Below are 21,175 nucleotides of genomic sequence, written 5' to 3' on the forward strand. Positions count from 1 at the left end.
ATCATTTAGATGGATTGCATAAAGTGAAGCGTGAAGGGTTTGAACCTGCAGCAGGTTCGAGTGGAGCGAAGCGACACAGCGTTGCGCAGCAACGACCCGAAGGGTGAGGCCAAAGGCCGAATTATCCTGCACGCCCCACCATCATTTAGATGGAATGCATATGTGAAGGGTTTGAACCTGCAGCAGGTTCGAGTGGAGCGAAGCGACACAGCGTTGCGTAGCAACAACCCGAAGGATGAGGCCAAAGAACGAATCATCCAGCACGACCCACCAAATTCAGATAAAGGCGCCTTACAGGCGCCTTTGTTGTTTTTCCCCTTTAAATTCCCCACGACAAATCCCTCATAATTGGCTATCTTGTTTAGCATATAAAACAATCTTCGCCGAAAATGGCTTGCGGAAGCCCGGATTGCGTAGATTTTGTTAAGCCCGCAAAACGAGAATGCATAATGAGCGTGATGTTCGATCCCCAGGCAGCCATTTATCCTTTTCCCCCGAAGCCGATGCCCCTGAGCGTTGACGATAAGCAGTTCTATCGTGAAAAGATTAAGCGCCTGCTTAAAGAGCGCAATGCGGTGATGGTTGCTCATTACTACACGGATCCTGAAATCCAGTCTCTGGCCGAAGAAACCGGCGGCTGTATATCCGATTCGCTGGAGATGGCGCGCTTCGGGGCAAATCATCCCGCCACGACGCTTCTTGTCGCGGGCGTACGCTTTATGGGTGAGACCGCGAAAATCCTCAGCCCGGAAAAAACCATTCTGATGCCGACGCTTAACGCCGAGTGCTCGCTCGATCTTGGCTGCCCGATTGAAGAGTTCAGCGCCTTCTGCGACCAGCACCCGGACCGCACCGTGGTGGTCTATGCTAATACTTCGGCTGCGGTTAAGGCCCGTGCGGACTGGGTGGTAACCTCAAGCATTGCCGTTGAGCTGATTGAACATCTGGACAGCCTGGGCGAAAAAATTATCTGGGCGCCGGATCGCCATCTTGGCAACTACGTGCAAAAACAGACCGGGGCAGACGTCCTGTGCTGGCAGGGCGCGTGCATCGTACATGACGAGTTTAAAACGCAGGCGCTGGGGCGCATGAAAGCCCTCTATCCTGATGCAGCCGTGCTGGTGCACCCGGAATCACCGCAGGCGATAGTCGATATGGCGGACGCGGTGGGGTCTACCAGCCAGCTGATTGCGGCGGCGCAGACCTTGCCTAACCGGCAGCTGATAGTGGCGACCGACCGTGGGATTTTCTATAAAATGCAGCAGGCGTGCCCGGATAAAGAGTTACTGGAAGCACCGACGGCGGGCGAAGGCGCAACGTGCCGCACCTGTGCTCATTGTCCGTGGATGGCAATGAACGGCCTTAAAGCCATCGCTGAGGGGCTGGAGCAGGGCGGAGCGGCTCACGAGATTCATGTGGACGCCGCGTTGCGTGAGGGGGCTCTGGTGCCGCTTAACCGGATGCTCGACTTTGCTGCCGAATTAAGACGTTCGATTAAAGGCAACGCGTAAGGACATTACGCTCAGGGGAAAATATGGATTTTTTTAGCACGCAAAACATTCTGGTCCACATTCCGATTGGGGCCGGAGGTTACGATTTATCATGGATTGAGGCGATAGGCACGCTGGCAGGGCTGTTGTGCATCTGGCTGGCCAGCCTCGAGAAAATCAGCAACTACGCGTTTGGCCTGGTCAACGTCACGCTGTTTGCCATTATCTTCTTCCAGATACAGCTCTACGCCAGCCTGCTTCTGCAGCTGTTCTTCTTTGCGGCAAATATTTATGGCTGGTACGCCTGGTCCAGGCAGACCAACGATAACGAAACGGCCCTGCGCATACGCTGGCTCCCTTTGCCGAAGGCCATCGCATGGCTGGCGGTCTGCGTGGGTGCTATTGGCCTGATGACGGTATTCATCGATCCGGTTTTCGCTTTCCTGACCCGCATCGCCGTAAACGTCATGAACGCGCTTGGCATCAGCGTCACAATGCCGGAACTGCAGCCGGATGCCTTCCCGTTCTGGGACTCCTGCATGATGGTACTGTCCATTGTGGCGATGATCCTGATGACGCGGAAGTACGTTGAGAACTGGATCCTGTGGGTGGTAATTAACGTAATAAGCGTGGTGATCTTTGCAAAGCAGGGTGTTTACGCCATGTCGCTGGAGTACCTGTTGCTGACGTTTATCGCTCTGAATGGCAGCCGGATGTGGATCAAAAGCGCACGAGAAAGAGGTTCCCGGGCGCTTTCCTGATCAGTGATGATGATGAGCATGGCCGCTGTGGCCGTGCTCATTCAAATCGCAGTTCGGCCCTTCGCAGGGCTGATATTCCATCTGCACCGTGGCATGTTCAATCTGGTATTCATGTGCCAGGAAATGGTGTATGCGACCCAGAAGCCCGTCATGGTCGTGCGGGGGAATCACCTGGACGTGCAGCGTCATCAGCGGTTTTTCACCCACCAGCCAGACGTGAACATGATGCACATTGCGCACTTCCGGAATACTCCGCGAGAGTTTTCTCTTCAGGGCTTCAATATCGATAGCCCCCGGCGCGCCTTCAAGCAGTTCGTTCACGCTCTCTTTCAACAGGCTCCAGGCGCTGCGTAAGACTAAGCAGGAAACCAGTACGGAAAGAATAGGATCGATGGGCGTCCAGCCGGTCCACAGAATCACCAGGGCGGCAATTATCGCCCCTACGGAACCCAGTAAATCCCCCATCACATGCAGTGCGGCAGCGCGAACGTTCAGGTTTTTCTCTTCACTCCCCCGATGCAGGATCCAGAAAGATGCAATATTTGCCGCAAGCCCGGCAAACGCCACGATTAGCATCATGCCGCCCGCGACCGGCTGGGGCTGATAGAAGCGCTGTATCGCCTCCCAGACTATTAAGATAGTAATGACCACCAGCGCAATGGCGTTCACAAAGGCAGCGAGCGTGGTCAGGCGGAGCCAGCCAAAAGTGTGGCGTGCATTAGGCGGGCGGCGAGCAAACTGAACGGCGACAAGCGCAACCAGCAAAGCTGCGGCATCGGTGAGCATATGCCCGGCGTCGGCCAGCAGCGCCAGGGAGCCGGAAACTAACCCACCAATAACTTCGGCGACCATAAAAAGCGCGGTGATCGCGAATGCGCAGAACAGGCGTCTGGCGTTAGAATCCTGAGGAGTATGTGAGTGTGAGTGAGCCATGTCTTTCCGCAAGCAGAGTTAGCAATGCGGTAATTATAACCCTGTCTCGTTCAACCTCTTGAATATAATCTCATAAAAAAGGAGAGCCTCAGCTCTCCCGTTGATTATTGATACAGCCAGGTTACTGGGTGGTACCGTCAGTTTTGGTATCCACGTTGTTCCCGCTGCCGGTTTCAACTTTTTTGTTCATATCCGGACAGCGACCATCTTTACACATGGTGTTTTTATGGATGTCCTCTTTCGACATATTGTCGCCGGACGTCGCGCCGCTGTTGTCAGGGTGCAGCATGCTGCCGGAATTATTCACGTCATTACCATCCACCCCTTTGGGGGCGACGTTCTGATGCGCATCCGGGGCAACCTGACCGGCCTCCGCGCTTGAGTTAGCCTGGCCGTTGTTGTTACTTGCAGACCCAGAGTCAGCAGCCAGAGCTGCGCCGCTTGCGACAGAGAGAGTTGCTGTTAAGAAAAGAGTGGCTAATTTATTCATCTTTGTGCTCCTGTTCTGGTCGTTATTTTGCTGGATAACTTCTTCCAACAGTGCAAAAACTATGCTGATTTTATCCGTTAAGGCAGAAATTAATATCGATAACGAATGTGTGATCAGAATACAATTTTGAGAAACTAACTATTTTCAGCGTTAACATTAAAAATTGTAGCCTCGATCTCGCTTTTAGCCATGTTTTGCCGCTTAAAGCGACGATTCCAGGAATAATCCGCCGGAAGTGTAAAAGCCCGTTTACACTTCCGGCATGACGAGATAGATTGAAGGCATTGCTAATCAAATAAATTGTCTAATCTCGCGGAATTATCATGAATTATCAGAACGACGACTTACGAATCAAAGAAATCAACGAGCTCCTGCCACCCGTAGCGCTGTTAGAAAAATTCCCGGCTACCGAAAAAGCAGCCCAGACCGTTTCCCACGCGCGCAGCGCAATCCATAAAATCCTTAAGGGCAACGACGACCGCCTGCTGGTTGTGATTGGCCCTTGCTCGATTCACGACATTAAAGCAGCAAAAGAGTATGGCGCCCGGCTGCTGACGCTGCGTGACGAGCTTAAGGGTGAGCTGGAAGTGGTGATGCGCGTCTATTTCGAAAAGCCGCGTACGACCGTGGGCTGGAAAGGGCTGATTAACGATCCGCACATGGACAGCAGCTATCAGATTAACGAAGGCCTGCGCATTGCCCGTAAGCTGCTGCTGGATATCAACGACTCTGGCCTTCCGGCGGCAGGTGAGTTCCTGGATATGATCACGCCGCAGTACCTTGCGGACTTGATGAGCTGGGGCGCCATCGGCGCACGTACCACGGAATCGCAGGTTCACCGCGAACTGGCGTCAGGCCTGTCCTGCCCGGTCGGTTTTAAAAACGGCACCGACGGCACCATGAAGGTAGCTATCGACGCTATTAACGCCGCGGGCGCGCCGCACTGCTTCCTGTCCGTAACCAAATGGGGCCATTCCGCTATCGTTAACACCAGCGGCAACGGCGACTGCCATATCATTTTGCGCGGTGGCAAAGAGCCAAACTACAGCGCTGCGCACGTTGCTCAGGTTAAGCAGGATTTAGCCAAAGCGGGTCTGCCAGCTCAGGTGATGATTGATTTCAGCCACGCCAACAGCAGCAAGCAGTTTAAAAAGCAGATGGAAGTGGGCGAGGACGTTTGCCAGCAGATTGCCGGTGGCGATAAGGCCATCACCGGCGTGATGATTGAGAGCCATCTGGTGGAAGGGAATCAGAATCTGGAGAGCGGCGAGCCGCTGGTCTACGGCAAAAGCGTTACCGATGCCTGCATCGGCTGGGAAGATACGGAAGTTATTCTGCGTCAGCTGGCTGCGGCGGTAAAAGCCCGTCGCGGTTAAGAAGGTCAGCGGCAACAAAAAAGGCGTGGATTGCTCCACGCCTTTTTCACATCTGGCGAATTACTTCGCTTTACCCTGGTTCGCCACGGCCGCGGCTTTTGCTGCGATTTCGTCAGCGTTGCCCAGGTAGTAGCGTTTCAGCGGCTTGAAGTTTTCGTCGAATTCATACACCAGCGGCACGCCGGTTGGGATATTCAGCTCAAGAATTTCTTCTTCGCTCAGGTTATCCAGGAATTTAACCAGCGCGCGCAGGGAGTTACCGTGCGCGGCAACGATGACGCGTTCGCCGCTCTTCATGCGTGGCAGAATGGTTTCGTTCCAGTAAGGGATAACGCGATCGATAGTCAGCGCCAGGCTTTCGGTAGTTGGCAGCTCTTTATCGGTCAGGTTTGCATAACGCGGGTCATGGCCCGGGAAACGCTCGTCGTCACGGGTCAGCTCTGGCGGAGTCACGGCAAAGCCACGACGCCATTGTTTAACCTGCTCGTCACCGTATTTTTCAGCGGTTTCTGCTTTGTTCAGACCCTGCAGCGCGCCGTAGTGACGTTCGTTCAGCTTCCAGGATTTCTCAACCGGCAGCCAGGCCTGGTCCAGTTCGTCAAGGACGTTCCACAGCGTGTGGATGGCACGTTTCAGCACGGAGGTATAAGCAAAATCGAAGGAGTAGCCTTCGTCTTTCAGCAGCTTGCCCGCCGCTTTCGCTTCAGTTTTACCTTTCTCAGACAGATCAACGTCATACCAACCTGTGAAGCGGTTTTCGTTGTTCCACTGGCTTTCGCCGTGGCGAACCAGTACCAGCTTAGTAACAGCCATAGTTAACTCCTTAATAGCCTGCGATTAATGATAACGATTATCATTATATTGCCGTCGGACGACCAGCGGCAATCTAAACGTTTAACATAGCGAAAAAGAACGTTAAGTGTAAGGCAGATGTGATGCGGTCGTTATTTTTTATGTTTTTTTGACGAGATATTCAGCAGCCGACGCTGAAAAAGCCCTCTCCGCAGAGAGGGCGAGGGGATCAGGCGGGAATAAACTGATATTCAGTCACGCTCAGGTATTCATCACCCGGCTGTAGCCAGCAGTCGGGCTGCGGCCATTCTGCGTGATTTGGGCTGTCCGGCAGAAATTCGCTTTCCAGCGCCAGGCCCTGGTAAGCCCTGTAGTCACCCTGCTCGCGAGCCGGGGTGCCGTCCAGATAATTCCCGCTATAAAACTGCAGCGCCGGAGCGGAGGTATAGACGGTCATCTGAAGCTGATTATCGCTCGACCAGACGTGGGCGGCAGGCTGGCTGACATCGCCTTTTGCCCGCAGCAGAAACGCATGATCGTAACCCTTAACCAGCGCCTGATCGTTATCGGCCAGGAAATCATCCGCGATGGTTTTCGGAGTGCGGAAATCAAAGCTGTTGCCCTCTACGCTCTTCAGGCCGGCCTGTGGAATACCGTTCTCATCCACCGGCAGATAGCTGTCGGCAAACAGCTGAAGGCGATGCTGACGAACATCGTTCTGTGAACCATCGAGGTTGAAGTAAGCGTGATTGGTGAGGTTCACCGGGCATGGCTTATCAACCTTAGCGCGGAACTCAATGGCGATTCGGTTATCTTCCGTCAGTGAATAACGGGCCGTGGCGCGAAACTCGCCCGGGAAGCCCTGGTCGCCATCTTGTGAATCCAGCGTATAAAGAACTTCCTGCTCGTTCTGGCGCACGATGCGCCAGCGGCGCGTGTCAAAGCCATCCGGCCCGCCGTGCAGCTGATGCTCACCCTGATTTGGGGTAAGGGCGATCGTTTTCCCGTCGTGAACCAGCGTGCTGTTGGCGATACGGTTCGCGTAGCGGCCCACCGTCGCCCCGAGATAGGCTGTCTGATTGAGGTAGTCTTCCGGCGTTTCACAGCCGAGCAGCGTTTCGCGTACGGTGCCGTCCTTCATCGGGACGCGACACGAAAGAAGCGTTGCGCCCCAGTCCATCATGGTCACCACCATCCCCGAGCCGTTGCGCAGGGTGGAGATGCGGAACGGCAGCCCGTCCGGCGCGAGCTGAGGTGTCTCTTTTAGCATTGTCCTGCTCCCTCCGATGCTTTGCAGACGTAAAAGGTCTCTTTGATCCCGGTTTTCGCTTCGTACTGGTCTGCAACGGCCTTTTGAACCGCGGGCACCAGCACTTCGGGAATAAGCGCCACGATGCAGCCGCCAAAACCACCACCGGTCATGCGTACTCCGCCTTTGTCGCCAATCGTCTCTTTGACGATCTCCACCAGCGTATCGATTTGCGGAACGGTGATTTCGAAGTCATCACGCATTGACGCGTGGGATTCCGCCATCAGCTGGCCCATACGCAGCAGATCGCCTTTAGCCAGCGCGTCAGCGGCTTCCACGGTGCGGATGTTTTCCGTCAGCACGTGGCGCACGCGTTTCGCGACCACCGGATCCAGTTCGTGAGCAACCTCATTGAATTTAGCCAGCTCAACGTCACGCAGCGCTTTCTGAGAAAAGAAGCGGGCGCCGGTCTCACACTGCTGGCGACGAGTGTTGTACTCGCTGCCCACCAGCGTACGTTTGAAGTTACTGTTGATGATCACCACCGCCACACCTTTCGGCATAGACACGGCTTTAGTTCCAAGCGAACGGCAGTCGATCAGTAGAGCGTGATCTTTCTTGCCCAGCGAGGAGATCAGCTGGTCCATGATGCCGCAGTTGCAGCCAACAAACTGGTTTTCTGCTTCCTGGCCGTTAAGCGCCAGCTGCGCGCCGTCCAGCGGCAGGTGATAAAGCTGCTGGAAGACCTTGCCGACGGCCACTTCCAGGGACGCCGATGAGCTAAGGCCCGCACCCTGCGGCACGTTACCGCTGATCACCAGATCGGCACCGCCAAAGTTTTTATCGCGCTTTTGCAGGTGCTTCACCACGCCACGCACGTAGTTCGACCACTGCTGGGTATCGTGGCTGAGAATGGGCTTATCGAGGGAAAATTCGTCGCTCTGGTTATCGTAGTCCGCGGCGATCACGCGCACGATGCGGTCGTCACGCTTGCCGCAGCTGATCACCGTCTGGTAATCAATGGCGCAGGGCAGTACGAAGCCGTCATTGTAGTCGGTATGCTCGCCAATCAGATTCACGCGGCCCGGTGCCTGGATAGTCAACGGGGCAGGGTAGCCAAAAGTATCGGCGAAGATCTGCTGGGTTTTATCTTTCAGACTCATGTTTATTCTCCTGACTGGCGAAAGTGAACGTCGGACACGGCACGCAAGCGTTCTGCGGCTTGCTCTGCGGTTAGATCGCGCTGGGTCTCGGCAAGCATTTCGTAGCCGACCATAAATTTACGCACCGTCGCGCTGCGCAGCAGCGGCGGATAGAAATGGGCGTGCAGCTGCCAGTGACCGTTTTCCTCGCCGTTGAACGGCGCGCCGTGCCAGCCCATTGAATACGGGAAGGAGGTCTGGAAAAGGTTGTCATAGCGGCTGGTCAGCTTTTTCAGCGCCAGCGCCAGGTCGGCACTTTGCCCGGCGCTCAAATCGGTTATGCGCAAAACGTGGGCCTTCGGCAGCAGCAGCGTTTCAAACGGCCAGGCTGCCCAGTAGGGCACCACGGCAAGCCAGTGCTCGGTTTCCACCACGGTGCGGCTGCCGTCTTTCATCTCGCGCTGAACGTAGTCCACCAGCATCGGCGATTTCTGTTCCGCAAAATAGTCGCGCTGAAGCACATCTTCACGAGCCACTTCGTTCGGCAGGAAGCTGTTTGCCCAGACCTGGCCGTGCGGATGGGGATTCGAACAGCCCATCGCCGCGCCTTTGTTCTCGAATACCTGAACCCAAGGGTAGGTTTTACCGAGGTCCGCCGTCTGTTCCTGCCAGGTTTTAACCACTTCTTCGAGCGCAGGCAGCGAAAGCTGCGGCAGCGTCTTGCTGTGATCGGGAGAGAAGCAGATAACCCGGCTTGTTCCGCGAGCGCTTTCACAGCGCATCAGCGGATCGGCGCTAGCCGGTGCATCCGGCGTGTCGGTCATCAGCGCGGCAAAATCGTTGGTAAAGACGAAGGTGCCGGTGTACTGCGGGTTTTTGTCGCCGGTGACGCGGGTGTTACCCGGGCACAGGAAACAATCGGGATCGTGTACCGGAAGCACCTCCTGAGAGGGCGTCTCCTGCGCGCCCTGCCATGGGCGTTTGGCACGATGTGGAGAAACCAGAATCCATTGACCCGTCAAAGGGTTATAGCGACGATGTGGATGATCCACCGGGTTAAACTGCTCCATCAGATTTCCTTAGTCCGGATAGCCTTGTGGATGGCGGGACTGCCAGCGCCAGGTATCATCTGCCATTTCCTGCAGGGTACGGCTGACACGCCAGTTAAGTTCTTTTGCGGCCTTGTTGGCATCGGCCCAGTATGCGGGCAGGTCGCCATCGCGACGCGGGGCGAAGTGATAATTCACTGGCTTACCGCACGCTTTGCTGAATGCGTTAATGACGTCCAGCACGCTGCTGCCGATACCTGCGCCGAGGTTGTAAATATGTACGCCCGGTTTGCCCTGCAGCGTCTGCATTGCGGCAACGTGGCCGTCGGCCAGATCCATGACGTGAATGTAATCACGTACGCCCGTGCCGTCTTCTGTCGGGTAGTCGTTGCCAAACACCGCCAGCGAGTCACGACGTCCAACGGCAACCTGGGCGATATAAGGCATCAGGTTATTTGGGATGCCCTGCGGATCTTCACCCATGTCACCCGATGGATGTGCGCCAACCGGGTTGAAGTAGCGCAGTAGCGCCACGCTCCAGTTCGGCTGGGCCTTTTGCAGGTCCGCCAGAATCTGTTCCACCATCAGCTTGCTGCGGCCATACGGGCTGGCAGGCGTGCCGGTCGGGAAGCTTTCAACGTAAGGGATTTGCGGCTGGTCGCCGTAGACGGTAGCTGAGGAGCTAAAAATGAAGTTGGTGACGTTGGCCGCCCGCATGGCGGAGATCAGGCGCAGCGTGCCGGTAACGTTATTATCGTAATATTCCAGCGGCTTGTTTACCGATTCACCTACCGCCTTCAGGCCGGCGAAATGAATAACGGCGTCAATGCGATGGTCGTGGAAAATTTCCGCCAGCAGGCCTTCGTCGCGGATATCGCCGTCGATAAACAGCGGCTTTTTCCCGCCCAGGCGCTCAATGACCGGCAGCACGCTGCGCTTGCTGTTACACAGATTATCCAGAATGACGACGTCGTGGCCATTTTGCAGCAGTTGCACGCAGGTATGACTGCCAATGTAACCGCTACCACCTGTTACCAGAACTCTCATTTTTCGCTCCATTACGGCTATGGTATGTATTAACCTTAGCATAACAGAGAAGCAAAAAGTGTGACACGGGATAAATTAGTGGAATCGTTTACACTGCCAGTTTCTCAGGGGAATCTGAACGGCAGAAGCAGTATAAAACAAACCGGCGGCGATGTAGCGATGAGGGGAGTCTGAAAGTCATGCAGGCAGGCCGCCAGGGCCGCCTGCTCTGAAGGAAGATTTATAAGTCCTCGAACTCATAGCGATAGTTTTCACCCTCAGCCACAAAACTTAACCGCTTTGTGATGCATTCAGGCGCGTCTTCGGCATGGTGAGAAACAAACAGCAATTGGGTTTCGCCTTCGCCGATCAGGATGTCGACAAAACGGCGAACGAGCTGGCGGTTGAGCGGATCGAGCCCCTGCAGCGGCTCATCCAGAATCAGCACGGTCGGGTGTTTGACCAGCGCTCGGGCGATAAGCGCCAGTCGCTGCTGTCCCCAGGAGAGGCTGTGGAAAGGCGCGTCGGCGATAGCGTTGTCCATGCCCAGCATATTCAGCCATTCGCGGGTGAGTTTCTGCTGGCGGTCCGACACGGCCTGGTAGATACCGATGGAATCAAAAAAGCCGGAAAGAATCACGTTACGCACCGACGTGCTGACGCGATACTCAAGATGCAGGCTGCTGCTGACGTAGCCGATGTGCTTTTTAATATCCCAGATTGTTTCACCGCTGCCGCGGCGGCGGCCAAAAAGCGTTAAATCGTTGCTGTAACCCTGCGGATGATCCCCCGTGACCAGGCTCAACAGCGTAGATTTACCCGCGCCGTTCGGCCCGACAATTTGCCAGTGCTCACCGGGATTAACGGTCCACGAAAGCTTATGCAGGATTGGCCTGTCGTTATAGGTCACTACGCCATCGCGCAGAATAATTCGCGGTTCGCCTTCCGGCAGGGAATGCCGCGCGCTGGGATCGTCTGCTTCCGGAAGCGCCACGCCGGCCAGTTTTTCGCTGTGCGCCAGCTGGGCGATTAGCGCCTGTTCCAGCAGCTTTTTCTTTTCCCCCGTCTCGATAAGCGTGCAGTCGGCCAGCACGCCCGCATGCTGCACAAAATCAGGGATTTCATCAAAGCGGTTTAGCACCAGCACCATGGTATAGCCGTGGCCGCTTAGTTCGCCCAGCAGTGCGGCCAGCTGCTCGCGGGACTTCACGTCCAGACCGTCAAAAGGCTCGTCCAGAATCAGTAGGTCCGGCTTTGGCATCAGCGCCTGACACAGCAGGGTTTTGCGCGTTTCACCGGTAGAAAGGTATTTGAAGCGGCGGGAGAGCAGGTGAGTAATCCCGAACAGCGCGGCCAGCTTTTCACAACGTTCGGCATCTTTCACCTCTTCCTGGATGATTTCGGCGGTCGTCCGTCCGGTGTCGTCTTCGTCCGAGCTGAGCATATCGGTATTGTTGCGCTGCCACTCGTCGCTGACCAGCTTCTGAAGCTGTTCAAAAGAGAGATGGGCGATGCGGGGGAAATCGCAGGTGCGCTCGCCTTTTAACAGCGGTAGGGTGCCTGCCAGGGCGCGAGCCAGTGCGGATTTACCGCTGCCGTTCGCGCCGACAAACGCCCAGCTTTCACCGGAGCGAATAATCAGATCGTTGAGAATTAGAGTTTTAGTGTCACCAAGGCGAAAAGTACCTTGCGAGATTTGCAACGCAGACATGTGTCATCCCATTTTTTGCAGTGATGACCCCAGAATTACGGAATGTCAGCGCGCTTGTCAATTCGCCCGGCGGATTTAGCACAGCGTGGCGACAATCACCCGGTCAGCATTAAAAAATGCTACGACCTCAGAGCCTTCTGCCAGATGCTGATGCTCCACGACGCTGTTAGGCACCGTAGCACACAGCGTCTGGCCGTCAGGAAGATGAACCAGCACTTCGCTTTGTTCTGCACCCTGCTGAATACTCTGTACTTTGCCCGGCAGACGGTTATCCGCATCACCTGCACGCTTGTCATCGGTAGTGATTTCAATCCACGGCGCTTTGATCAGCACCAGCACCTCTTTGCCCTCGCTCAGGCTCAGACGCTCGGCGCTTTGTCGGGTAACGGCGGCTTTCAGCTGCGTTGTGCCATCGGCAAGCAGGATGTCGATATGCTGCTGAACCTGTTCGCTGTCGCGGTGCAGCACGGTGCCAAAAAGCTGGTTACGGGCGCTGGTTTGCAGGGAGAAGCGGGAGATGGCCGCCAGCAGGCTGTCCAGCGGCAGGGCATCATCGCGCAGGACGTCGAAGGCTTTCTGCTGGATTTGCGCGAGCAGTTCATAAAGCTGAATGAGACGTTCACCGTAGCGGGTGACGACGGCACCGCCGCCGCCTTTGCCGCCGGTGGCGCGCTCTACCAGCGTCTCTTCGGTGAGCTGGTTCATTTCGTTGATGGCATCCCAGGCGCTTTTATAGCTGATGCCCGCAAGCTTGGCCCCCTGGCTGATGGAGCCGGTATGCTGAATCTGTTTCAGCAGCGCGATGCGACGAGGATCGGCGAACAGCCGCTGCTGGAGCTTCAGCGTGAGTAAAATTTCAGCCTGCATAACCTCTCCGGTCAAAGAAAAACGCCATTTTCCTCTATTGCGGCGCCGCGGGCAAATGGCACAAAAGGAGGGTGCGTTTTTCTGCGAGGTCGGTAGAATGGACCCTCTCACTTTTCACCTGAGGCAATCATGTTAGAATTACTGAAAAGTCTGCTATTTGCCGTGGTCATGGTGCCTGTTGTGATGGCAGTGATCCTCGGTCTGATTTACGGATTGGGCGAAATCTTCAACGTCTTCTCGAAAGTTGGTCACCGCGACCAGCAGCCAAAACAGCACCATTGATTCTTAAGCGCCCGCATTCGCGGGCGTTTCGCATTAAGGCCCCTGCATTAAAGCCCTTTCTTTTTCTGCCGATAAGTTCTGTATATTCCTGTTCAGTATCGTTATATTAATGGCTACATAACGAAACTCAGTGGAGTAATAACATGGCTAAGCAGTGGGTACGTCTCGCTTTAGGCGCAGCATTGAGCGTCAGTCTTGCCGGTCAGGCAGCTGCCGATAACAGCAAAATCACCGTTTTCGCCGCCGCGTCGCTGACTAACGCGATGCAGGATATCGCCACCCAGTATCAGAAAGGCAAGAATGTTGAAGTGGCCTCTTCCTTCGCCTCTTCTTCCACCCTTGCGCGCCAGATAGAAGCGGGCGCGCCTGCGGATCTTTTTATCTCTGCCGATCAGAAATGGATGGATTACGCGGTCAGCAAAGACGCCATTAAAACCGACAGCCGTGAAACGCTGCTTGGCAACAGCCTGGTTGTTGTCGCACCGAAAGACAGCAAGGTGGGCGACGTAGACATCAACGCCAAAACTGACTGGGCCGCACTGCTGAAGGGGGGAAGGCTGGCGGTGGGCGATCCTGACCACGTTCCTGCCGGGATTTACGCTAAAGAAGCGCTGCAAAAACTGGGTGCCTGGGATACGCTATCACCGAAACTCGCTCCTGCTGAGGACGTGCGCGGCGCGCTGGCGCTGGTGGAGCGCGATGAGGCGCCGCTGGGTATTGTCTACGGCTCGGATGCCGTTGCCAGCAAGGGCGTGAAGGTCGTAGGAACCTTCCCGGAAGACTCCCATAAGAAAGTGGAATACCCTATCGCCATTGTTAAAGGCCACGATAACCCAACCGTTACCGCGTTCTATGGCTACCTGAAAGGACCGGAAGCGGCTGCAATCTTCCAACGTTACGGATTTACGACTAAACAATGATATTGACCGATCCCGAATGGCAGGCGGTGCTGCTGAGCCTGAAAGTCTCCACCCTGGCGGTGCTGTTTAGCCTTCCTTTTGGGATCTTCTTTGCCTGGGTGCTGGTGCGATGCCGCTTCCCGGGCAAGGCCTTACTCGACAGTATTATTCATCTTCCCCTTGTGCTGCCCCCCGTCGTGGTGGGCTATCTGCTGCTGGTTGCCATGGGCCGCCGCGGCTTTCTTGGGGCGTGGATTTACGACGTGTTTGGCATTACTTTCGCGTTCAGCTGGCGGGGGGCCGTGCTGGCCGCCGCCGTGATGTCCTTTCCGCTGATGGTGCGGGCGATTCGCCTGGCGCTGGAAGGGGTGGATATCAAACTAGAACAGGCCGCCCGCACGCTGGGGGCCGGGCGCTGGCGCGTGTTCTGCACAATTACCCTGCCGCTCACCTTACCGGGCATTATCGCCGGGACGGTGCTGGCCTTTGCCCGATCGCTGAGCGAGTTCGGTGCCACTATTACCTTCGTTTCCAACATTCCGGGGGAAACGCGTACCATTCCTTCGGCGATGTACACCCTGATTCAGACGCCGGGCGGCGAGAGTGCGGCCGCAAGGCTGTGCATTATCTCCATCGTGCTGGCGATGGTTTCCCTGCTGGTGGCCGAATGGCTGGCGCGCCAGAGCCGCAAACGGATAGGGGCTGAGTAATGCTGGAGCTTAACTTTGTGCAGACGCTGGGCGACCACCGGCTGGCAATCAACGAAACGCTGCCGGGGCAGGGCATCACGGCTGTGTTCGGGGTATCGGGCGCGGGAAAAACCTCGCTGATCAATGCGATAAGCGGACTGACGCGGCCGGAGCAGGGAAAGATTGTGCTCAACGAGCGGGTGCTTAGCGACGCGGAGAATAAACGTTTTCTCGCCCCTGAAAAGCGCCGCATCGGCTACGTTTTCCAGGATGCGCGCCTGTTTCCGCACTACAAAGTTCGCGGCAATCTGAAATATGGCATGGTGAAAAGCGCGTCAGACCAGTTCGATAAGCTGGTGGCGCTGCTCGGCATTGAAGAGTTGTTAGACCGCTTCCCGTGGAGCCTGTCCGGCGGCGAGAAGCAGCGCGTGGCTATCGGGCGGGCGCTGCTGACCTCGCCGGAGCTGCTGCTGCTGGACGAACCGCTGGCCTCGCTGGACATCCCCCGCAAGCGTGAACTGCTGCCGTACCTGCAGCGGCTTGCCCGTGAAATAAATATTCCGATGCTCTACGTCAGCCACTCGCTGGAAGAGATCCTCCATCTGGCGGACAAGGTGCTGGTGCTGGACGGCGGCGAGGTGAAAGCCTTCGGCAACCTGGAAGAGGTGTGGGGCAGCAGCGTGATGCACCCCTGGCTGCCAAAAGAGCAGCAAAGTAGCGTGCTGAAGGTGACGGTGCTTGAGCATCACCCGCACTACGCGATGACCGCGCTGGCGCTGGGCGATCAGCACCTGTGGGTCAACAGGCTGGATAAGCCGCTGCAGTCCCCGCTGCGCATCCGCATACAGGCTTCAGACGTTTCGCTGATCCTTCAGCCGCCGGTCAACAGCAGCATCCGTAACGTGCTGCGTGCGAAGGTCGCGCAGTGTTACGACGATGAAGGGCAGGTTGAGGTCCAGCTGGAAGTGGGCGGCAGAATGCTGTGGGCGCGCATCAGCCCGTGGGCGCGGGATGAGCTGGCTATTAAACCCGGACAGTGGCTATACGCACAGGTTAAAAGCGTGTCGATAACAACCTGACAGATTCGGTATTAGCTGGGTGGACAAGCGCAGCGTCATCCACCGTTTATTGCAACTATATTAAATGCTTATAAATCGTCCCGGCGATGCCCGCTTCAAGGTTTGTGCCAATTACCAGGTCAGCGCGTGCCTTAATGGCCTCGTCGGCGTTGCCCATTGCGACGCCCAGCCCTGCGGCCTCGAGCATGCTCAAATCGTTAAAGTTATCGCCAAACGCAATGACCTGCTCCATTGACAGCCCTTCGGACTCCACCCACTGCGCCAGGCGTTTGCCTTTGCTGTTGCCGCTCTGCGCCACGTCCACCTGATCGTGCCACGACCATTCACACGCTAATCCCAACTGCTCTTCGACCGAGCGGGCGAAGGTTTGCAGCTTCGGAATATCTTCATCGGTCAGCGCAAATTTCCAGATGGCGTCCACTTCATGCGCGGCTTCACGCAGGGAGCCCACGTGGCGGAACACCGGGCGCTGGGCTTCCGGCAGGGACCGCGCCCAGTTTTCGGTACGGATTACGTGGCCCGTCGGACGCTGATAGAGCATCGCGTTATCGACGTACATCAGCCCGTGAACGTCATGCGCATCGAGTAAATCAATCAGCTGCGTCGCCTGGTCCGGCTGCAACGGATCGGCGGCCAGCACCTTTTTTGCATGATAATCATACAAATAGGTGCCATTACAGCAAATTGCAGGTGTATCTAAAGCCAGTGCCTGATAAAAAGGATGAATGGCAACGTGATGGCGACCGGTCACGATGACCACTTTGTAGCCCGACTCGCGGGCGCGCTCAAGCGCCGCCAGCGACTCCGGCAGAATGGTTTTTTGCGGCGTCAGGAGGGTGCCGTCCAGATCCAGGGCGATTACTCGATAAGTCATTTGTTATTCCAGTCAAATTCAAGCCGTAAGGTCTAAGCCGATGGTACACCGCCTGGCGCATTGTGCAAAATTGTGACCCAGAGCGGCAAAACGGACTACCCTTGTGACTATTACTCAATACGTTGGGAGGAACGAGATTTCATGAAACAAACAGTCTATACCGCCAGCCCCGAAAGCCAGCAAATCCATGTCTGGTCACTGAATTCACAGGGCGAGCTGACGCTCGTTCAGGTGGTGGATGCCCCAGGCCAGGTCCAGCCGATGGTTATCAGCCCCGATAAGCGCTTCCTTTATGTCGGCGTGCGCCCTGAATTCCGGGTGATTGCCTACCGTATCGCACCGGATGATGGCCGCCTGACCGAAGCCGGTGCCGCCGCGCTGCCGGGTAGCCCAACGCATATCTCAACCGATCGCCAGGGTAAATTCCTGTTCAGCGCTTCCTACAACGCAGGCAGCGTCAGCGTGACCCCGCTGGGTCAGGACGGCCTGCCGGGTAACGTCGTGTTCCAGGCTGAAGGGCTGGAAGGCTGCCACTCGGCGAACATCTCCCCGGACAACCGCACGCTGTGGGTGCCCGCGCTGAAACAGGATCGCATCTGTCTGTTTACGCTGTCTGACGACGGCGCGCTGACGGCACAAACCCCGGCTGAAGTGACCACCGTGGAAGGGGCCGGGCCGCGCCATATGGCGTTCCATCCTAATCAGCAATATGCGTACTGCGTGAATGAGCTGAACAGCTCGGTAGACGTGTGGGAGCTGAAAGATCCTAACGGCAAAATTGAATGCGTGCAGACGCTCGACATCATGCCGCCGGACTTTGCGGACACCCGCTGGGCGGCCGATATCCATATTACGCCGGACGGGCGTCACCTCTACACCTGTGACCGTACCGCCAGCGTCATCACCGTATTCAGCGTTTCCGAGGACGGCAGCGTACTGGCTGTCGAAGGCTACCAGCCGACGGAAACCCAGCCGCGCGGCTTCAACGTCGATCACAGCGGGAAATACCTGATTGCCGCAGGCCAGAAATCCCACCATATCGCGGTCTACGAGATTAAAGGCGAGCAGGGGCTGCTGGAAGAGAAGGGGCGCTATGCGGTTGGCCAGGGCCCGATGTGGGTTGTGGTTAACGCCCACTAACCGTGGGAAAGAGCATAAAAAAAACCTCGCGTCTGCGAGGTTTTTAATTTTCAGGAAGCGGTGAAATTATTCACTGACTACCTTGCTGCCCACGCCGCGGTTGTTGTACTCCCACAGGCGGTTAGCGGCAGTATCATTCAGATCGCGCTGCATCTCGCCTTTCTCGCCTTTGGTACCAACGTTGCCAGCAAACGGACGCTTCGATCCCAGCGCATCGCCCCACGGCTTAGCTGAGTTGAAACCTTCGTTGATCGCGCTGTCACGGATGACAACCTGGCCGTTAGAAGTCTGCCCGGCGGTGTAGCCGTTTTCAGACGCTTCCATATCCCAGGTGCGGCCCAGCTGTGCGGTGTTATCGCCAGCAGCGGTAAAGCGGCTATTGATGGCCAGGAAGCCGTAGAACATGTTCGGCAGGGTAGCCGGGGCAAAAACGGAGCCTTCTTTCGTGCGGGTATCGACCAGGCGGAATTCGGTGTTATCGAATACCACGGCACCGCGACCGGCAACCACATCCACATCGCCTTCGATGTAGCTGTTAGTGACCTGAGTGCGTGTCTGGCGGTTCGCTAACATGCGGTTCTGCACGTCGCTGTTGGTCACGAAGAAGGTGTTCTGACGGCCCAGCAGGTGCACATTGTTCAGCTGAACTTTGTCGCCGTCGGTACGCAGCGCAACGGCCTGATGGTTTGATGCGTCAACGCTGTCGCCCAGGGTATTCGCGATGGTCAGGTTCTGCAGCTGCAGACCGCTGTTCTGGGACCAGACGACGGCGGAGCACATCACGCCAACGGTGGCGGCGCGGCGGCTCTGGCAGTTATCAAACATATACCAGGCTGGTTTACCCGGCATATATTTGCCTGAAGGGTTCACGGTGCGACGCCAGGTGGCAACGTCAATTTCAGAATCCAGCGGCTGGACGATTTTTACGTCTGCGGCGTTGTCGGTGGTGCCGTACAGCGTCACGCTACCGGAAGAAGCCGGAATATAAACGGTGCCCGCATATTCGCCCGGCTGAATGGCGATGTACTGACGCGAGCTGCTGTGTTTCGCAATCGCCGCGTCAACCGCTGCCTGAACAGAGGTATGGGTCACGCCCTCACCGCCCGCAGCGCCGACCACGAAATCAGGCTGCTGGGGAAGACGGATAGAAGAAGGTGCCCAGGGCGCTTCGTCTTTATTCATGGAAGAGAAGTAGCGTGCCGGTACGAAGTTCTGCGCTTCATCCGCGGACAGGATCGGACGGGACTGGCTGCCCGGAGCTTCCTGGGTGGACGGACGGTCTTCTGGTGGCGTTGAGCTACAGGCGCTCAAGGCGACGGCAAAAGCGAGCGCGGCGGCCCGACGAGTAACCGATAATGTGTTCAAGGTTGCTCCTTGCTGTGAAAGGGTAAAAGGGGGATGCCAAAGGCCTGCATTTTTATACTAAGTTGAGCGAAACGGGAAGCCGATTTATGCAATCGGCTTCATAAAGACGGGATTAGCTGAACATGGCGGTGATGGAAGCGCTGCCTAACGCGTGGAAATGGACGTTAAAGCCCACCATTGCGCCTGATGCATTTTCATCCACTTCAAGCTTTTCAACGTCCAGAGCGTGAACGGTGAAAATATAGCGGTGGGTTTCACCTTTTGGCGGCGCGGCGCCGCCGTATCCCGCTTTGCCAAAGTCGGTACGGGTCTGAACGGCTGGCTCCGGTAACTCGACAAGATCCGAACCTGAGCCCTGCGGCAGCACGCGGGTATCGGCAGGCAGGTTTGCGACGACCCAGTGCCACCAGCCTGAGCCGGTAGGCGCATCCGGATCATAGCAGGTAACCACAAAGCTTTTGGTTCCCGCTGGCACATCGTCCCATGCCAGATGCGGAGAAATATTATCCCCCTCGTAGCCCATGCCGTTGAACACATGGCGGGCAGGGAGTTTTTCGCCCTCTTTGATATCCTGACTGATCAGTTTCATAAACCGCTCCTTGCAAGTTAAAGATCCACCAATTGTAGTGCATCCGGGCAGGGGATGCAGACGGTTAGCGTCTGAAAAATGCCGGGTTTTTCACGGCCGCGGAAACCGCCGCGATGAGCTTAGCAAGCTGTTCAGAGGCGATAACGTAAGGCGGCATCAGATAAATCAGCCTGCCGAACGGGCGGATCCACACGCCCTGGTCGACGAAGAACGCCTGGAGCGCGGCCATATCCACCGGATGATGCGTTTCCACAACGCCAATGGCTCCCAGCACGCGAACATCTGCAACCTGCTCGCATTGCTGCAAAGGTTTTAACCCGGATTTAAGCTGCTCCCCGATAGCCTGAACCTGTTCCTGCCAGCAGCCCTCATCTAACAGGGCGAGACTTTCCGCAGCGACAGCACATGCCAACGGGTTGCCCATGAAAGTCGGGCCGTGCATGAAGCAGCCCGCCTCGCCGTCACTGATGGTTTCCGCAACTTCGCGGGTTGCGAGGGTAGCCGAAAGCGTCATTGTGCCGCCCGTCAGCGCTTTGCCCAGGCACATAATATCCGGCGAAATACCGGCATGATCGCAGGCGAAAAATTTACCGGTGCGGCCAAAGCCGGTAGCGATTTCATCGGCAATCAGTAGGATGCCCTCGCGCTCGCACATTTTGCGGATGCGGCGCAGCCATTCCGGGTGATAGAAACGCATGCCGCCAGCCCCCTGCACGACAGGTTCAAGGATCACGGCGGCGATTTCCTGACGGTGGGCGGCCATCAGGCGCGCAAACGGCACGATGTCCATCTCATCCCAGTCATCTTCAAAACCGCACTGGGGAGCCGGGGCGAACAGGTGCTCGGGTAAATATCCCTGCCAGAGGCTGTGCATGGAGTTATCCGGATCGCAGACGGACATCGCGCCGAAGGTATCGCCGTGGTAGCCGTGGCGGAAGGTCAGAAAACGTTGACGAGGTTCGCCTTTGGCATGCCAGTACTGCAGCGCCATTTTCATCGCCACTTCAACGGCCACCGAACCCGAGTCGGCCAGGAATACGCATTCAAGCGGCTCCGGCGTCATGGCGACAAGCTTCTGGCACAGCGCCACCGCAGAGGGATGGGTGATGCCGCCAAACATGACGTGGGACATCCGGTCAATCTGCGTTTTCATCGCCTGGTTCAGGCGCGGATGGTTATAGCCGTGAATCGCAGCCCACCACGATGACATACCGTCCACCAGCTGCCTGCCATCTGCAAGCTGCAGCTCACAGCCAGCAGCCGAAACTACCGGGTAGACCGGTAGCGGGCGCGTCATGGACGTGTAGGGATGCCAGATATGTTGTTGGTCGAATGTTAAATCAGCAGGCGTCATAAGGTGACTTGTAAACCA

General features: G+C 56.5%; 21 protein-coding genes and 2 other RNA genes. 10 read left to right on the top strand and 13 right to left on the bottom strand.

All coding sequences use genetic code 11. The features are described from left to right. The first annotated feature begins 16 nt into the window (after positions 1 to 16). From AAE045_RS08320 to pnuC, 4 genes are all read left to right on the top strand, one after another. A non-coding RNA gene (locus tag AAE045_RS08320) (RtT sRNA) lies at positions 17 to 141 on the top strand. 8 nt (positions 142 to 149) lie between these two features. Continuing rightward, positions 150 to 273: non-coding RNA, RtT sRNA (locus AAE045_RS08325), on the top strand. A 176-nt stretch (positions 274 to 449) separates the two neighbouring features. Next, positions 450 to 1,511 carry a quinolinate synthase NadA gene (gene nadA / locus AAE045_RS08330; protein ID WP_455547308.1) on the top strand — a complete coding sequence of 354 codons (1,062 nt, stop codon included), beginning with the start codon at positions 450 to 452 and terminating at the stop codon, positions 1,509 to 1,511. A gap of 23 nt (positions 1,512 to 1,534) precedes the next feature. Then, positions 1,535 to 2,251: a nicotinamide riboside transporter PnuC gene (gene pnuC, locus AAE045_RS08335; RefSeq protein ID WP_455547309.1), complete on the top strand. Its 717-nt coding sequence runs from the start codon at positions 1,535 to 1,537 to the stop codon at positions 2,249 to 2,251. Here pnuC and zitB read toward each other — a convergent pair whose 3' ends face one another. Both zitB and AAE045_RS08345 read right to left on the bottom strand, forming a co-directional pair. Further along, the gene (gene zitB, locus AAE045_RS08340; protein WP_455547310.1) at positions 2,252 to 3,184 is read right to left on the bottom strand and encodes a CDF family zinc transporter ZitB; all 933 of its coding nucleotides are present in this window, start codon (positions 3,182 to 3,184) and stop codon (positions 2,252 to 2,254) included. Between the two features lie 121 nt (positions 3,185 to 3,305). After that, complete coding sequence (locus AAE045_RS08345; protein WP_455547311.1) at positions 3,306 to 3,674, bottom strand: YbgS-like family protein; 369 nt, start codon at positions 3,672 to 3,674, stop codon at positions 3,306 to 3,308. Positions 3,675 to 3,997: 323 nt separating this feature from the next. Here AAE045_RS08345 and aroG point away from each other — a divergent pair, with 323 nt between their 5' ends. Continuing rightward, the gene (gene aroG / locus AAE045_RS08350) at positions 3,998 to 5,050 is read left to right on the top strand and encodes a 3-deoxy-7-phosphoheptulonate synthase AroG (protein ID WP_455547312.1); all 1,053 of its coding nucleotides are present in this window, start codon (positions 3,998 to 4,000) and stop codon (positions 5,048 to 5,050) included. A 60-nt stretch (positions 5,051 to 5,110) separates the two neighbouring features. On the opposite strand, the gene gpmA is transcribed toward aroG, so the two are convergent. The 7 genes from gpmA to modE all read right to left on the bottom strand — a co-directional run bounded on the left by gpmA (position 5,111) and on the right by modE (position 12,886). After that, positions 5,111 to 5,863, bottom strand: a complete 753-nt coding sequence (gene gpmA / locus AAE045_RS08355; RefSeq protein WP_455427421.1) for a 2,3-diphosphoglycerate-dependent phosphoglycerate mutase — start codon at positions 5,861 to 5,863, stop codon at positions 5,111 to 5,113. A gap of 208 nt (positions 5,864 to 6,071) precedes the next feature. Beyond that, positions 6,072 to 7,112: a galactose-1-epimerase gene (gene galM / locus AAE045_RS08360; RefSeq protein WP_455547313.1), complete on the bottom strand. Its 1,041-nt coding sequence runs from the start codon at positions 7,110 to 7,112 to the stop codon at positions 6,072 to 6,074. Further along, positions 7,106 to 8,254, bottom strand: coding sequence for a galactokinase (gene galK / locus AAE045_RS08365; protein ID WP_455547314.1), 1,149 nt, complete (start codon positions 8,252 to 8,254; stop codon positions 7,106 to 7,108). The genes galM and galK overlap by 7 nt, the downstream gene beginning before the upstream one ends. 2 nt (positions 8,255 to 8,256) lie before the next feature. Further along, positions 8,257 to 9,303, bottom strand: a complete 1,047-nt coding sequence (galT, locus tag AAE045_RS08370) for a galactose-1-phosphate uridylyltransferase (protein ID WP_455547315.1) — start codon at positions 9,301 to 9,303, stop codon at positions 8,257 to 8,259. A gap of 9 nt (positions 9,304 to 9,312) precedes the next feature. Further along, entirely contained in the window at positions 9,313 to 10,329 is a 1,017-nt protein-coding gene (gene galE, locus AAE045_RS08375; protein WP_455547316.1) for a UDP-glucose 4-epimerase GalE, read from the bottom strand. A gap of 220 nt (positions 10,330 to 10,549) precedes the next feature. Beyond that, positions 10,550 to 12,019 (bottom strand): molybdate ABC transporter ATP-binding protein ModF, encoded by a 1,470-nt coding sequence (gene modF / locus AAE045_RS08380; RefSeq protein WP_455547317.1) that lies wholly within the window; start codon positions 12,017 to 12,019, stop codon positions 10,550 to 10,552. Between the two features lie 75 nt (positions 12,020 to 12,094). Beyond that, positions 12,095 to 12,886 (bottom strand): molybdenum-dependent transcriptional regulator, encoded by a 792-nt coding sequence (modE, locus tag AAE045_RS08385; RefSeq protein ID WP_455547318.1) that lies wholly within the window; start codon positions 12,884 to 12,886, stop codon positions 12,095 to 12,097. Between the two features lie 129 nt (positions 12,887 to 13,015). Between modE and AAE045_RS08390 the strand changes: the two genes are divergently transcribed. From AAE045_RS08390 to modC, 4 genes are all read left to right on the top strand, one after another. Next, the gene (locus AAE045_RS08390; protein WP_455547319.1) at positions 13,016 to 13,168 is read left to right on the top strand and encodes an AcrZ family multidrug efflux pump-associated protein; all 153 of its coding nucleotides are present in this window, start codon (positions 13,016 to 13,018) and stop codon (positions 13,166 to 13,168) included. 143 nt (positions 13,169 to 13,311) lie between these two features. After that, positions 13,312 to 14,088 (top strand): molybdate ABC transporter substrate-binding protein, encoded by a 777-nt coding sequence (gene modA / locus AAE045_RS08395; protein WP_455547320.1) that lies wholly within the window; start codon positions 13,312 to 13,314, stop codon positions 14,086 to 14,088. Further along, positions 14,085 to 14,777 carry a molybdate ABC transporter permease subunit gene (gene modB / locus AAE045_RS08400; protein ID WP_455547321.1) on the top strand — a complete coding sequence of 231 codons (693 nt, stop codon included), beginning with the start codon at positions 14,085 to 14,087 and terminating at the stop codon, positions 14,775 to 14,777. Before modA ends, modB begins: the two co-directional genes overlap by 4 nt. Further along, the gene (modC, locus tag AAE045_RS08405; protein ID WP_455547322.1) at positions 14,777 to 15,835 is read left to right on the top strand and encodes a molybdenum ABC transporter ATP-binding protein ModC; all 1,059 of its coding nucleotides are present in this window, start codon (positions 14,777 to 14,779) and stop codon (positions 15,833 to 15,835) included. Before modB ends, modC begins: the two co-directional genes overlap by 1 nt. Positions 15,836 to 15,890: 55 nt before the next feature. On the opposite strand, the gene AAE045_RS08410 is transcribed toward modC, so the two are convergent. Then, positions 15,891 to 16,709 carry a pyridoxal phosphatase gene (locus tag AAE045_RS08410; protein WP_455547323.1) on the bottom strand — a complete coding sequence of 273 codons (819 nt, stop codon included), beginning with the start codon at positions 16,707 to 16,709 and terminating at the stop codon, positions 15,891 to 15,893. A gap of 141 nt (positions 16,710 to 16,850) precedes the next feature. Between AAE045_RS08410 and pgl the strand changes: the two genes are divergently transcribed. Continuing rightward, entirely contained in the window at positions 16,851 to 17,849 is a 999-nt protein-coding gene (gene pgl / locus AAE045_RS08415) for a 6-phosphogluconolactonase (RefSeq protein WP_455547324.1), read from the top strand. Positions 17,850 to 17,915: 66 nt separating this feature from the next. On the opposite strand, the gene AAE045_RS08420 is transcribed toward pgl, so the two are convergent. The 3 genes from AAE045_RS08420 to bioA all read right to left on the bottom strand — a co-directional run bounded on the left by AAE045_RS08420 (position 17,916) and on the right by bioA (position 21,157). Next, complete coding sequence (locus AAE045_RS08420; protein WP_455547325.1) at positions 17,916 to 19,214, bottom strand: putative acyl-CoA thioester hydrolase; 1,299 nt, start codon at positions 19,212 to 19,214, stop codon at positions 17,916 to 17,918. Positions 19,215 to 19,326: 112 nt separating this feature from the next. Further along, positions 19,327 to 19,803: a kinase inhibitor gene (locus AAE045_RS08425; protein WP_455547326.1), complete on the bottom strand. Its 477-nt coding sequence runs from the start codon at positions 19,801 to 19,803 to the stop codon at positions 19,327 to 19,329. Between the two features lie 64 nt (positions 19,804 to 19,867). Next, the gene (gene bioA / locus AAE045_RS08430) at positions 19,868 to 21,157 is read right to left on the bottom strand and encodes an adenosylmethionine--8-amino-7-oxononanoate transaminase (RefSeq protein ID WP_455547327.1); all 1,290 of its coding nucleotides are present in this window, start codon (positions 21,155 to 21,157) and stop codon (positions 19,868 to 19,870) included. Positions 21,158 to 21,175: the final 18 nt, after the last annotated feature.

This window comes from Dryocola clanedunensis (assembly GCF_038405435.1).
GTDB classification, from domain to species: Bacteria; Pseudomonadota; Gammaproteobacteria; order Enterobacterales; family Enterobacteriaceae; genus Dryocola; species Dryocola clanedunensis_A.